Consider the following 14,232-nt stretch of genomic DNA (forward strand, 5'->3'; position numbering starts at 1 on the left):
ATTTTCAGCTTTCTTGATCATCAGGATTGATAAAGACATTGACCGGGAAATCCCCCAGGGCAGCGCTGATCAACAGCTCCTTGTCTGGTGTGACTGCGCCTGTATGAAAAAGTCCCTTCCAGTATTGAGTTGGTGCGGCGAACGGTAATTTCAGTCGGGTATCGCCCCAAACCTGCGCATTGATCTGGGGATGCACACCGTTATCCAGCAGGTGATGAGGCCAGCGTGGCACCACCACCAGCAGGCGTTTGCCCTGGTGTTCGCGGCAGAATGCGACCACACGCCCGGCGTGTTGGCCGACCACTTCCAGCGGCGTGTAAGTGCCGCTGCGAAACAGCTCAGGTTGAGCCTTGCGCAAGGCCAGCACCTGGGCAATCAAGGCCTGTTTGATGCGCCCGTCCCGCCAGTTGAACAGCAGTTCGCCGATGTCCGGCGGCGTATCCAGGGCCTGTTGCCGTGCACTGAAATCCACCGGGCGACGGTTGTCCGGATCCACCAGGCTGAAGTCCCAGAACTCAGCGCCCTGGTACAGGTCCGGCACACCCGGCACCGTGATGCGAAGCAAGGATTGCGCCAGCCCATTGAGCGCACCCGCCGGGGCAATCGCCTGGGCGGCCGTCGCAATCGCGGTGCGCAGCGGGCGGCCTTCGTCACTGAGCAGCAGGCGCGACAGAAATGCTTCGACGCCTTGTTCGTAGGCGTCGTTGGGCGCGCTCCAACTGCTGTTCAACTTGGCTTCGCGCAGGGCTTTCTGTTGCCACTGCCACAGGCGTTGTTGATAGCCGTCGAAGTCATCCCCCTGGTCCAGCGGCCAGCTGCCCAGCAGCACTTGGTAGAGGATCAGCTCGTCACCGGCCGATGGTGTGGCGGCATCAGTGCGCAATGGCGCGGCCAGGCTGCACCATTGCTCAACCTGCTCAACGTACCAGGTGGCGCACTCGCTGAGCACTGCGAGCCGTGCACGGGTGTCTTCGCCGCGTTTGTGGTCGTGGGTGGCGGTGGCCAGCAGGTTATCCGGGAAGGCCTGCAAACGCTGTTGGTTGATCCTGTGAAACTCAGCCAAAGGTGCGCTGAACTGCTCGGTGCTGAAGCCCACATCATTGCGCGACAGCAGCACCGCCGAGCGATAGAACGCGGTGTCTTCCACGGCCTTGGCGGCGGCGGGCGAGGTCAGTTGCTGGAAGCGTACACAGGCGTGCTTGAGGATCTTGCGCTCCCGGCCCACCGAGCGTTGGCGCCAGGGCTGGCCGCCGAGCCATTTTTCGAGGTGATCGAGCACCGGCCAGTCGCCCTCGCTCAAGGTGGTGCGTGCACCGTCCATGGCCTGCTGGAACACCGCGTCGTCGGCGGCGCTGCGGCCGAGGACGCTGATGTAGGTGCGGTACACCGGGAAGTGCACGATCAGTTCCTGCAAGGCGCGGCGAATCGCGCCCAGGGTCAGGTCGCGGGTCATCACATCGTCGCGGGCCACTTGCAGCAGCGCTTGGGCGACGCTTTCAAAATCCCCGCCCAACGAGCCGTTGAGGATTTGTTGGCGGGCCAGGCGGGCTTCTTCGATAAACGCCGAGGGCCGCTCGGTATGGCGCGTCCACAGTTCGGCCAGGGGTGCAAAACCGTCCGGCTGGTGTTGCAGCAACGACAGTTGGTCCATGAATTCGTAGCCGGTGGTGCCGTCCACGCGCCAGTCTTCACGCAGGGTCTCGCCTTCGCCGAGGATCTTCTCGACAAAGATCGGCAAATGCCGACCTGGCGCAAGAGCATCCACCCGTCGACGCAGCTTGCGGCAATATCCACGAGGGTCGGCCAGACCGTCGATATGGTCGATGCGCAACCCATCCACCAAGCCTTCGCTGATCAACTCGAAGATCTTGCCGTGGGTGGCTTCGAACACTGCTGTGCGTTCGACGCGCAGGCCGCCCAGCTCATTGACGTCGAAGAAGCGCCGCCAGTTGATATCGTCCGCCGCCGTGCGCCAGCTCGCCAGCCGGTAGGCCTGTTGCTCCAGCAACTGATGCAAGCGGTTGAAGCCTTCCGGCTGGCGCCCGTCGAACTGGCTCAAGCGCTCCTCAATGGCCGGCATGACTTCAGTGGCGCGCTCGGCGAATGCCTGCTTGAGCCACGCGGCTTCGGCGTAGGCGTCGTCCTGATAGGCGAGGGCGGCGAAACGGTCAGCCATGGGCTTGAGCGTTGCGTCGTTGCCCAGGATCAGCGCGTAATCCCGTGGGCAGATCGGGAAACGATGTTCGTAATGCTCGACATGAAACGCGCCGTGCTCGGCGTCGAAATGCAACGTCAGGGTGCCGGTCTGCAAGGCCTCGCCGTAGTCGCTGCCCAGAAACGGCATCAACAGTTGGCCCTTGAGCAGCGGGTCGGGCGAGTGCCACTGAATATCGAAGAATTCGCTGTACGGACTCAGGCGGCCCCACTCCAGCAGGTCCAGCCACCACGGGTTATCAGCACCGCCGACGGCCATATGGTTGGAGACGATATCCAGGATCAACCCCATGTCGTGTTCACGCAGCGCCGCCACCAGGCGGCGCAGGGCCGGCTCGCCGCCGAGTTCCGGGTTGACGCGGGTCGGGTCGACCACGTCGTAGCCGTGCATGGAGCCGGCGCGGGCGCTGAGCAGCGGCGAGGCGTACAGATGGCTGATGCCTAGCTGGGCGAAATACGGCACCAAAGGCACCGCGTCGTCCAGGGTAAAGCCTTTATGAAATTGCAGGCGCTGGGTAGCGCGCAGGGGTAGGGTCTTCATCGGTCACGCTCATGGGCCTGGTTGCGCGCAACGGCCAGCAATTCGAGGCGTCGTGCAGCACCGGCGTTGTCCAGCAAACTTGAAGCTTCACCCGCCAGGCGTCGGCGCCAATTGGGATGGGTGTCGGTGGTGCCGGGCAGGTTGGCTTGTTCTTCGACGCCCAGGGCGTCCTCCAATGGCAACAGCACCAGCGGCGCACGGGTGTGGCCGAGGTAGCGCACGCTGGCGTCGATCATGTGATCGGTTTCGTTGCGAATCTCTTCGACGAAGTTCTGCGGGTCCTGGCTCAAGGCCTGGCGCAGCGCCTGGCGTTCGCGCAGACGGTGTTCGCTCCATTGATCCACGGTGGGCGCATCGATCAGGCCGAGCTGGATGTTCCAGTCGATATCGCGGCTGTGCCACCAGCCGTTGAGCGTGGGCAAATCGTGGGTGCTGGTGGTCGCCAGGGCGTTGTCCGGCCAGTCGAGGATCGGCTTGAACTGGCCGTCATGGCCTTGCTCGAACAGCAACACGCGCATGCCCAGGATGGAGCGACCGCTGAGTTTTTCGCGCAGGCCTTCGGGCACGGTGCCGAGGTCTTCACCGAGGACGATGGCCTGGTGGCGGTGCGATTCCAGCGCCAACAGGCGTAACAGGTCGTCCACCGGGTAATACAGGTAAGCCCCTTCCCGGGGCGATGCGTCCATGGGGATCACCCACAGGCGCTGCAGGCCCATCACATGGTCGATGCGCAAGCCGCCGGCATGGGCGAAGTTGGCGCGCAACATCTCGATAAAGGCACGGAAACCGTTGCGCTTGAGGCCTTCGGGGGAGAACGCGGAAATGCCCCAGCCCTGTCCGGCGCGGTTAAGGATGTCTGGCGGCGCGCCCACGGTCAGGTCGGCCAGCAACTCGTCCTGGCGACTCCACGCCTGGCTGCCACCGCCGTCGGCGCCCACGGCCAGATCGGCGATCAGACCGATGCCCATGCCACTGCCCTTGGCGGCTTGTTGGGCACGCTCCAGGCACCGGGCGATCAGCCATTGGGTAAAGGCGAAGTAGCCGATCTCTTCACGGTTGTCCTCGGCGAACTGCGCCAGCGCCGGGCTTTGCGGCGTGCGCCACTCTTGCGGCCAGTGGCGCCAGTCGAGCTCTTCGCCGGCAGCTGCGCGGGCGGCTTGCACGGCTTCGAAGCGACAGTGGTTTTCCAGGGCTTCACCGCCGGCCTGGCGGAAACTCAGGAAGTCCGCATGTTGCGGATGCTGGCCGTGGCGGAAGTCTTCATACAAGGCGCGCAGCAGGCGTTGCTTGGCCTTGGCGGCGGCGGGCCAGTCGATCAGGGCGTGTTGCTCCAGCGCGCGCAGCTCCTCCTCCAGGCCGAGCGCCTCGATGGCGCTGCGCACTTCACGTTCGCCGAGGATGCAGCCGGGCGAGGCATACAAGCTGTTAAGGAACAACCGGCTCGACGGCGAATACGGGCTGTAGCGTCCGGTGTCGGCGCTGAACATCGCGTGCATCGGGCTGATCGCCAGGGCATCCGCACCGCGTTCGGCGGCCGAACGGGCCAGGTGCTCCAGGGCCAGGGTGTCGCCGAAGCCGCCATCGCCCAGGCGGCGCAGCGAGTACAACTGGGCACTCAGGCCCCAGGCGCGGGCGGGTTGGCTGTCGACGGCTTCGGCGACGCTGTAGCAGTGGGTGGGGGCGACGGCGAGGGTGAACGTCTGGTCGTTGATGTACACGCGGTGATAGCCGAGGGCGATCACGCCGGGCAGCACCGCGTCGCCATCAAGGCGCAGCTCCAGGGTTTCGCCGTTTTCCAGGCTGACGCGGCACTGCGTGTCGGGTTCGAAGTAGCGCGCCAGATCAAGGCCGTGGCCGCTGTCGATGGTCAGCAGCGGCGGCAGGTGTTTGTCTTGCTGCTGTTGTTCCAGTTCCAGCAGGCTGGCGTCGATCTCTGCATCGGTGTCGGCAGGGTGGCCCAGACCTTTGAGCACGGCGCGCAGGGCATCGGGTGTCACGCGTTGCGGACGGCCGTTGGCGTCGATCCAATCGACGGCAAGGCCCGCGCGGCTGGCGAGGATTTCCAGGTTCGCTTCGCTCAAGGGTGTTCTCCAACAGGGGAAAGGCTGACGCGCGCGCTGTACGGCGGCAGTTGCGCGCCTTGCTCAGCGGGCGTGGCGAAAATAACGTGCTGCGGCGCCGGGTGATTCACGGGCGTGGCACTGAGGTTGAGGTCGATCTGCAACAGGCTGCCGTCGCCCAGGCGCCAGCGCGCGGTGACGGCGCCGTCTGCCAGTACCTGGGCGCCCAGCGCCACGCTGCCGGGCAGGTGCGGCACGAGGTGGCGACGGCGCAGGCTCAGCAGTTGGCGGTAGAGCTGCGCGTGTTCGCTGTCGGCAAACACCGGGGCCGATTGCTCGAAGCTCGGCAGGGCGTTGGGATCGGGAATACGTGCGCGTCGTTCGGGATCCTGGAACGCGGCGAAGTCGGCAAACTCGCTGCGCCGGCCTTCACGCACCGCTTCGGCCAATTCGCCGTGGTGGTCGGTGAAAAACAGAAAGGGTTGCTGGGCGTTGACTTCATCGCCCATGAACATCAGCGGGATCATCGGCGACATCAACAGCAACGTGGTCGCGGCCCTGAGTGCCTGGGGCGTGCAGAGTTGGTGCAGGCGCTCGCCCATGGCGCGGTTGCCGATCTGGTCATGGTTCTGCAAGAACAGCACAAAGGCACTCGGTGGAAGGTGCGCGCTGGGCTCGCCACGGCGATGGCCATGGCGGGTGATGTCACCTTGGTAGATGAACCCTTCGCTCAGGCAGCGGGCCAGTTTGGCGGTGGTGTCCTGGGCGAAGTCGCTGTAGTAGGCGTCGGTTTCACCGGTGAGCAGCACATGCAGCGCGTTATGGCCGTCGTCGTTCCACTGTGCATCGAAATCATGCTCCAGCAGGCTGGCCTGGTTGAATTCGTTTTCCAGCACCAGCCATACGTGGCGGCCGGTGTCGACCTGTTGGCGCACCCGTTGCGCCAGTTGTTGCAGGAAACCGGGATTGTCGATGGCGTGCACGGCGTCCAGGCGCAGGCCGTCGAAGCGGTACTCCATCAGCCACATCAGGGCGTTGTCGAGGAAGAAGTCGCGCACCTCGCGGCGCTCGAAATCGATCCCGGCACCCCAGGGCGTGTGCACGTCGTCGCGAAAGAAGTCTCGGGCGTATTGGCCCAAGTAGTTGCCGTCAGGGCCAAAGTGGTTGTAGACCACGTCGAGGATCACGGCCAGGCCGTGTTCGTGGGCGCTGTCGATCAGGTGCTTGAGCTGCTCAGGCGTGCCGTACGAGGAGTGGGGGGCGTAGGGGAGAACGCCATCGTAGCCCCAGTTGCGTTCGCCGGGGAACTGCGCCAACGGCATCAATTCAATCGCGGTCACGCCCAGCTCGGCCAGGCGCGGCAGGTGCTTTTCGACGCCGGCGTAGCCCCCCAGCGCGCCGACGTGCAGTTCGTAGATGACCGCCTCATGCCACGGGCGACCGGCCCATTGGCTGTGCCGCCATTCGTAGGCGAGGGGGTCGACCACCAGGCTCCAACCATGCACATCTGCAAGCTGGGCTCGGGAGGCGGGGTCAGGCACGTCCTTTTCCCCGTCGATGTTGTAGCGGTATCGCGTGCCCGCCGCGCATTTTATTTCTACTTCGAACCAGCCCGCTGCCTGCGGCAGCATGGCGACTGATTTACCGTCTTCCAATTCAACGCTGACATAAAACGCGTCTGGCGCCCACAAGGCAAAACGCGTGTGTTGCGCGTCCAGCATGATTGCGCCGTGGGGCCAGGTTTCCAGAGTCCGTAATGGCATCTATAGAGACCTCCCTTGATTACTTGACTGATTTCCCCAGGGCCTTGGCCACAAGTTGTTCGTAGAGTTCTGCGTAGGGTTCGACCGCCTGGCACCAGTTGAATGGTTGGGTCATGGCCCGGCAGCGCATGGCGTTGAGCAGTCCCGGGAAGGCGAAGACCTTGAACGCACGGCTCAGCGCTTCTTCATAGCTTTCCACGGTGGATTCATTGAACAGGAACCCAGTGACGCCGTTCTCGATGGTGTCCGCCAGGCCGCCGGTATTGCGTGCCACCGGCAATGAGCCGAAGCGCTGGGCGTACATCTGGCTCAGGCCGCAGGGCTCGTAGCGCGAGGGCATCAGCAGGAAATCACTGCCGGCGAACATGCGGCGGGCGTCGGTTTCGTTGAAGCCGATGCGTACGCCGACCTGACCCGGAAAACGCAGGGCCAGTTCACGCATGGCCTGTTCTTCTTCCGGCTCGCCGCGTCCGATGATCGCGATCTGGCCGCCGTTCTCGACAATGAAACTGGCGACTGCTTCGGTCAGGTCCAGGCCTTTTTGATAGACCAGGCGCGAGACCACGGCGAACAGCGGGCCGGTGGAGTCGTGCAGGCCGAACAGTTCGCGCACATGGGCGGCGTTGATGGCCTTGCCTTCCCAGTCGCCGATATTGAAGTTGTGGGTCAGGTGTTCGTCGGTGGAGGTTTCCCAACTTTCATCGATACCGTTGGGGATACCACTGAGCAGGCCTTGCTGGGTCTTGGCGGCGAGAAAACCGTCGAGGCCGCAGCCAAATTCCGGGGTGGTGATTTCCTGGGCGTAGGTCGCGCTCACCGTGGTGATATGACTGGAGTACGCCATGCCGGCCTTGAGGAACGACATCTTGCCGTAGAACTCCATGCCTTCCTGTTGCAGGGCGTGGGGCGGGATACCCAGTTCCGGTGTGGAGGCGAGGCTGACCACGCCCTGATAAGCCAGGTTATGGATGGTGAACAGGGTCGGTGTGCGTGACCCACGCCAGTGCATATACGCCGGGGCCAGGCCAGCGGGCCAGTCGTGGGCGTGCACCAGGTCCGGGCACCAGTGGATCTGTGCGAGGTTGGCGGCGATGTCGGCGGCGGCGAGGCCCAGGCGGGCGAAGCGGATATGGTTGTCCGGCCAGTCGCGGCCGTTGTTGGCGCCGTAGGGCGTGCCTTCACGCTCGTAGAGTTCGGGGCAGATCAACACGTAGATGACCAGGCCGTCCTTGAGATCCATGCGCCCGATCTTGCACGGCGGCAGCGCGGCGTGACCGCCCAGCTCACCGATGATATGGATCGGGTTGTCGCTTTCCATCACCTGCGGGTAACCGGGGATCAACACGCGCACATCATGCAGGTGGGCCATGGCGCGGGGCAGGGCAGCGGACACGTCGCCCAGACCGCCGGTTTTCACCAGGTCGGCAAACTCGGAGGTGACAAACAGGACTTTCTTTCGATTCGGGTTTTGACTCACGACTGGCCGCACAGTGTTGGGCAGGTCGGCCAATGATGTAGGCCCCCCTGCGGGCTGACTGAAACGCTCTCCCTGAGTATCTACTGCGGCACTGATCATAATGCACTCCCATTTTGTTGGTCGGCTAATGGCCCGCTGCCATTAGCTCCGATTGACCGCATCCTGCGGCCAGGCGCACAAGCACTGTACAAACTGGCAAGGCGTATGCCAGTTGCACGGGTTGTGAAAAAAGATTGGATGGACGGGCATTTGCCGTGAAGCCAACGCGCTCGCCTTACCTTAAAACTGGACCAATGGCAGAGTCTGAAAGTTTCGATTTTTTGCGGGGTTTTTGTTTTGGAACGGACCCATCGGTCATGAGTCTAGGACAGATCCCAGAGCCTGTAGGGTTTCTAGGCAGATTTTGTAGGACAAAATACTTGTAACCAGACATTCAACTGTTATTAACCGATTGGGTGCAGCTGTGTGGTGAGCAGGCTTGCCCTGCGCTGGGCTGTGAAGCGGCCCCATTGGGGCGACCGTCCCTATGCATGGTGCAATGAGGTGCCCCGTGTTGGTGCGTCAGCCGAGTACGCGCATGGGCGCCGTTTTGGCCCACGCCTGGATATCCTCAATCATCTGCTCGTAGAACTGCCGGTAATTCTGCGCGCTCACATAGCCCACATGGGGCGTGGCCAGCACATTCGGCAAGTGGCGAAACGGATGATCCAGCGGCAATGGCTCTTCGGCGTACACATCCAATGCCGCTCCGGCCAGGCGGCCACTGCTTAACGCCTCGACCAGCGCCCGCTCATCCACAATCGGCCCGCGCGCGGTGTTCACCAGTCGCGCCGTGGGCTTCATCCAGCCCAGCGCTTGGGCATCCACCAGCCCACGGCTGCGGTCGCTGAGTACCAGGTGGATGGTAAGGATGTCGGCCTGCTCGAACAGCGCCTGCTTGCTGACCCAGGTGGCGCCAGCTGCGGCCGCACGTTCTGGCGTGAGGTTTTCGCTCCAGGCAATCACGCGCATGCCGAACACCTGGGCGAATTGCGCGACCTTCTGGCCGATGCTGCCCAGCCCGAGAATGCCCAGCGTCTTGCCGTACAGGTCACCGCCCAGCCCGACCTGCCAGTCGCCAGCACGCAAGGAGTTGGCCTCGGCCAGCAGGTTACGGGTGGAGGCCATGATCAACGCCCAGGTCAATTCCGGCGCCGCCTGTTTATAGCTGTCGGTGCCGCAGACCTGAATGCCCAGGGCCTTGGCCGCAGGAATGTCGATGGCGGCGTTGCGCATGCCGCCGGTGACCAGCAACTTGAGCCTGGGCAAACCCTGTAACAGCGCCTGGTCGAAGGTGGTGCGTTCACGCATCACGCAAATCACTTCGAAGGCTTGCAGGCGCTCGATCATCACGGCGGTATCCGCCGGGTAATCGTGCAGGAAGTGCACCTGGCCCACTGACTCCAGTACCGACCAATCCACCACGCCACTGGCCACGTTCTGCCAATCATCAATCACTGCGATCTGTACCGACATTCACGGGTGCCTCGAAAAAGGTTGGGTTAAAGGGCGTTCAAGCCCTGCAACAACGCCTGGTGAAACTTCGCCGGTTCTTCCATCTGCGGCGCGTGGCCCAGGCCGGGAAACTCCACCAGGGTTGCGTGGGGGATCAGCTTGGCCACGTTTTTGCCCAGCACCGCGTAGTTGCCCAGCGTGGCCTTGACCGCTGGCGGCGCGACATCCTTGCCGATGGCGGTGTTGTCGGCCGTGCCGATCAGCAACAGGGTGGGCATCTGCAGGTTCTTGAACTCGTAGTACACCGGCTGGGTGAAGATCATGTCGTAAATCAACGCCGAGTTCCATGCGACCCGCGTATGCCCAGGGCCGTTGCTCAGACCGGCGTACATGTCCACCCAGCGCTCGTACTCCGGCTTCCAGCGGCCGACGTAGTAAGTGTTGAGCTGATACTTGCGAATCCCCTCGGCGCTGACTTTCAGTTCACGGGCATACCACTGGTCGACGCTCAGCGCGGGCACGCCCAGGGCTTTCCAGTCTTCCAGGCCGATGGGGTTGACCAGCGCCAGTTGCTCGGTCTGCTCGGGGTACATCAGCGCGTACCGCGTGGCGAGCATGCCGCCGGTGGAGTGGCCGAGGAGGGTGGCCTTTTGAATACCGAGTTTTTCCAGCAGTTGATGGGTGTTGAGGGCCAACTGCTGGAAGCTGTACTGGTAGTGTTCGGGTTTGCTGGAGCTGCAAAAACCGATCTGGTCCGGGGCGATCACGCGGTAGCCGGCGTCGCTCAAGGCCTTGATCGAACCTTCCCAGGTGGCACCGCAAAAGTTTTTGCCATGCATCAACACCACGGCGCGACCATTGGCAGTGCCTTTTGCCGGCACGTCCATATAGCCCATTTGCAGGGATTCGCCTTGGGATTGGAAGTGAAAATGTTCCAGCGGATAGGGGTACTGGAAGCCCTGCAGCTCGGGGCCGTAGGTGGCTGCGAGCGCAGCGGTGGTGCTGGCCGTCAGCAGGCCGGCGACGCAAAAAGCACGGAATAGAGGCATGGGCGGGGCTCCACAAAGGTTGCCTGGATGCTCTTGGCGAGGGATTAAGTGGGGATTAACACCCAGTGCAAGGTCACGGCGGCCAACACTGCATAGCGCAGGCCTTTGGCGAGCGTCACCAGCAGCACAAACCGCCACAGCGGCTCACGCATCACCCCGGCCACTAACGTCAGCGGGTCGCCGATGATCGGCAGCCAACTGAGCAGCAGCGTCCAGTGCCCCCAGCGCTGGTAATGGCGGCGGGCTTTTTCCAGCTGCCGATCGCTGACCGGAAACCAGCGTCGGCCTTTGAAGTGTTCGACCCAGCGTCCCAACCACCAGTTGACCAGCGAACCGAGCACATTGCCCAGGGTGGCGATGCCCAGCAGCCACCCAAGGCTGTAATGCCCGCTGAGCAACAGGCCCACCAACACCGCTTCCGATTGCAAGGGCAGCAGGGTCGCCGCACCGAAGGCGGCGACGAACAGGCCGAGGTAACCCATCAGCATCGATCAGTGCGCCGGGTAGTCAGCCACCACCACATCCTTGCCGTCCCGGGTCAGGCCGATGACTTGATAGGCCTCGCCGCGCCCGTCCATTTCCATGCCGGGCGAACCCATCGGCATGCCCGGTGCGGCGATGCCCAGCAGGTCGTCGCGCTTGCGCAAGGCCAGCACTTGCTCGGCGGGCACATGGCCCTCGACAAATTTGCCGTCGATCACGGCGGTGTGGCAGGAGCCCAGGCGCGGCGCCACGCCCAGCCGTTGCTTGACGGCGCTCATGTCCGCTTCGACATGGTCGTTGACCTTGAAGCCGTTGCTTTGCAGATGGCTGATCCACTTTTTGCAGCAACCGCAGTTGGCGTCACGGTGTACATCGATGGGGATCAAGTCAGCGGCCTGGGCCAGGGTCGTGGTGAACAGGGCTGAAAGCAGGGCCAATCGCAATGAGGTTTTCATCAGGTTTTCGTCCGATACCAGGCAGTAAGCCGGGCATTCTCCGCGCTTTTTTCGCGGGGACGCCGTGGTAATGTTTCAAAGTTATACAGAGTCGGGGTTTTCCAGCCGCTGCTTGAGCCGGTCCAGCGCCTTGGCCGAAAGCTCGATCATGCGCTCATGCAGGCTGGCCAACTGCAATTCGGTCTCATAGGTCAGGATGCGCTTGAACAGCGTGCCGTCGCGAAACGGCTGGAGGAAGTAGTGGAGGGAGCCATCGACGACCAGGGACGTGAACACTGCCTTGAACTCGCTTGGACGCTGGGCGATCTGCACGCGGTAGCTCATGGGTACGCGTACACCGAGCAGGTCGATCATTTCGTTAAAGCGTGCACCGGCGGGGAGTGAGCCGCTGGTGCCGGTGTCGGCACTGAGGGAGGTGGGGTGCCATTCGTGCCAGCGATCCGGTTGGGTCACATAGTCGTAGACGGCATCGATGGGGGCCTGGATAAAGCGTTCCTGACTGATCCGCTCCAAGCGGACCGACTGCTCGACAACGCGCATGGCACACCTCCTGTGTGGCGGGGCTAACACTTGGAGCTGTCAGAATAGTCCGACTCCCGCGCTTTGCACGGGAGCATTCAGAGAATTGATCAGCGCACTTTAAAGCGGCTCATCAAGGCTATCACCCGGCCATTGGCGTCCAGCAGGCTCTGGGTATTGGTTTCAGTGGCATGGCCACTTTGCACCAGCTCTTCGACCATATGTCGGATCTGCACCATGCTGCGGTTGATCTCTTCGGTCACCGCGCTTTGCTGCTCGGCGGCCGTAGCGATCTGGGTACTGAGGTTGTTGATATGGCTGACGGAACCGGCCATTTCATCCAGCCCGGTGTTTACCCGCGCCGTGGCATCCGCCGCCGATTGGCAACTGGCCTGGGTGTTTTCCATGGCCGCGACCGACGAACTCACCCCGGCCGTCAGGCGTGCCAGCATCTCGTTGATCTGCGAGGTGCTGGCCTGGGTGCGCGCGGCCAGGGCGCGGACTTCGTCGGCTACCACGGCAAAGCCACGGCCTTGCTCGCCGGCACGGGCCGCCTCAATCGCGGCGTTGAGAGCCAACAGGTTGGTCTGGCCGGCAATGGCGCCGATCACGCCGAGGGTTTCGGTGATGCGTGCGGCGTCCTGGCGCATGTTTTCCACGGTGTGGGTGGCGCTGGCGACTTCGCCGATCAAGGCGCTGACGCTGGTGGACGCTTCCCCAACCACCACGCGGGAGCGGTCGGCATGTTCATTGGCGCGCTGGGTGAACGAGGCGGTTTCGGCGGCGTTTTGCGCCACGTTGTCGGCGGTGGAACTCATCTCGGTGATGGCGGTGACGGTCTGGTCGGTTTCCGAAGCGTGGCGCACCAGGATCTGGTTGGTGTGGGCCGAAGTCTGTTGCAGTTGCTCAAGGCCCGACGACATCGCGCCGGTGGCCTGGGTGACCTCGCCGATCATGTTTTGCAGGTAGACGATAAAGCGGTTCACCGAATGACCGATGGCACCCAACTCGTCTTCGGCGCGGATGGTGATGCGCCGCGTGAGGTCGGCATCGCCGGCGGACAGCGCGTCAATGTTGGCTTTCAGGGTCTTCATGCGCTGCACCAACTGGCGGATCGCATACGCGGCCAGCAACACCAGCAACAGCACCATCGGGATCTGCACCAGCGCCAGACTGCCGAGCACGTCATCGCGCTGGGCGGTAATCAGCGAAGTGGGCAGGGCGGTGGCGAGGAACCACGGCGTGCCTTCGATGGGGCGCATATAGAACGTACTTGCGACGCCGCCGTTGTCGAACTCGCTGCGTTGCAGCGCCTGGTCGCGATGAGCCAGGGCTTTGCTGACCTGGGTGGCAAATGCCGAGGTCGCGCTCAGTTCGCTGATGTTCTTCAACACCACCGGGCTGCTAAGGCGCGAGCTGTTGCTGATGATCTTGCCGTCGCCTTCGACGATCAGCATTTGCCCGCCGATGTCTTTTTCCTTGCTGGCGACCAGGTCATTGAAGAAACCCAGGGTCACGTCGATAGTGGCCACGCCATACGCGGCGCCGTCACGCTGGATCGCCATGGCGCAGTTGGTGCGCGGCTCCTGGCTGGCGTCGTCCTTGTAGGCCGCGGCCCAGGCGCATTGCCCGCGCGGCGACGCGAGGCCGCCCTTGTACCAGCTCTGATCGTAATAGTTGGGCGCGGGGTCGCTGTTCCAGAAGGTGTTCACCGCCAGCTTGCCCGACGCATCGCGGTGCCAGAACGTGCTGTGTTTGTTGCGCCCCGGCGTGCGCTGGTTGGGCAGCGGCCAGATGCCGCCGCCGAATACTTTCAGCTCGCCATATTGGTCGACCAGCCCCGGCAGCACCTTGTCGATGGCATCGCTGTCGAGCAACGGGATGGTTTGGGTGATGGTGCGTTGCTGGGCCTGAACCTTGTTCAGTTCGCCCTGAATCTGTTCGGCCACCTCACTGATGCGATTGAGCACCACCTGTTCTTCGGTCTGTCGCAGCTTGGGCGCGACCAACTGGCCGATACCCACGACGGTCAACACGAACAACACCAGAACGAACAGCACCAGAAACAGGGTATAGCGGGCTTGGATAGAGCGCAGTGGGGGCATGGGGCCGTCCTTACGAAGCGTTTATTATCGACGCGGCTTTTTTGGAGCTTCGTAGGGCTATCGGCCTGACAA

The 14,232-nt window shown here is 63.1% G+C and carries 10 protein-coding genes and 1 pseudogene; all 11 read right to left on the bottom strand.

Annotated features, from left to right (window positions below):
* Positions 1–4: 4 nt before the first annotated feature.
* The gene (locus tag EJD88_RS00515) at positions 5–2,755 is read right to left on the bottom strand and encodes a malto-oligosyltrehalose synthase (RefSeq protein ID WP_158876210.1); all 2,751 of its coding nucleotides are present in this window, start codon (positions 2,753–2,755) and stop codon (positions 5–7) included.
* Positions 2,752–4,836: a 4-alpha-glucanotransferase gene (malQ, locus tag EJD88_RS00520; RefSeq protein WP_158876212.1), complete on the bottom strand. Its 2,085-nt coding sequence runs from the start codon at positions 4,834–4,836 to the stop codon at positions 2,752–2,754. The genes EJD88_RS00515 and malQ overlap by 4 nt, the downstream gene beginning before the upstream one ends.
* Positions 4,833–6,578, bottom strand: coding sequence for a malto-oligosyltrehalose trehalohydrolase (treZ, locus tag EJD88_RS00525; RefSeq protein WP_158876214.1), 1,746 nt, complete (start codon positions 6,576–6,578; stop codon positions 4,833–4,835). The genes malQ and treZ overlap by 4 nt, the downstream gene beginning before the upstream one ends.
* Before the next feature lie 19 nt (positions 6,579–6,597).
* Positions 6,598–8,154 (bottom strand): glycogen synthase GlgA, encoded by a 1,557-nt coding sequence (glgA, locus tag EJD88_RS00530; protein ID WP_099585292.1) that lies wholly within the window; start codon positions 8,152–8,154, stop codon positions 6,598–6,600.
* A 462-nt stretch (positions 8,155–8,616) separates the two neighbouring features.
* The gene (locus EJD88_RS00535) at positions 8,617–9,570 is read right to left on the bottom strand and encodes a D-2-hydroxyacid dehydrogenase family protein (protein ID WP_158876216.1); all 954 of its coding nucleotides are present in this window, start codon (positions 9,568–9,570) and stop codon (positions 8,617–8,619) included.
* A gap of 26 nt (positions 9,571–9,596) precedes the next feature.
* Positions 9,597–10,598 carry an alpha/beta fold hydrolase gene (locus tag EJD88_RS00540; protein WP_099585290.1) on the bottom strand — a complete coding sequence of 334 codons (1,002 nt, stop codon included), beginning with the start codon at positions 10,596–10,598 and terminating at the stop codon, positions 9,597–9,599.
* Between the two features lie 44 nt (positions 10,599–10,642).
* Complete coding sequence (locus tag EJD88_RS00545) at positions 10,643–11,086, bottom strand: YqaA family protein (protein WP_158876218.1); 444 nt, start codon at positions 11,084–11,086, stop codon at positions 10,643–10,645.
* 3 nt (positions 11,087–11,089) lie between these two features.
* Positions 11,090–11,536, bottom strand: a complete 447-nt coding sequence (locus tag EJD88_RS00550) for a DUF411 domain-containing protein (RefSeq protein ID WP_112195496.1) — start codon at positions 11,534–11,536, stop codon at positions 11,090–11,092.
* A gap of 81 nt (positions 11,537–11,617) precedes the next feature.
* A complete protein-coding gene (locus tag EJD88_RS00555) occupies positions 11,618–12,076 on the bottom strand; it encodes an SRPBCC family protein (RefSeq protein ID WP_158876220.1) in 459 nt (152 codons plus the stop codon).
* A gap of 89 nt (positions 12,077–12,165) precedes the next feature.
* The gene (locus EJD88_RS27425) at positions 12,166–13,011 is read right to left on the bottom strand and encodes a methyl-accepting chemotaxis protein (protein ID WP_371926527.1); all 846 of its coding nucleotides are present in this window, start codon (positions 13,009–13,011) and stop codon (positions 12,166–12,168) included.
* Positions 13,012–13,026: 15 nt separating this feature from the next.
* Positions 13,027–14,160 (bottom strand): annotated as a pseudogene (locus tag EJD88_RS27430) (cache and HAMP domain-containing protein); the annotation flags it as partial.
* Between the last annotated feature and the right edge of the window lie 72 nt (positions 14,161–14,232).

Source organism: Pseudomonas sp. PB105, from assembly GCF_009764655.1.
In the GTDB taxonomy this organism is placed as follows: domain Bacteria; phylum Pseudomonadota; class Gammaproteobacteria; order Pseudomonadales; family Pseudomonadaceae; genus Aquipseudomonas; species Aquipseudomonas cyclaminis.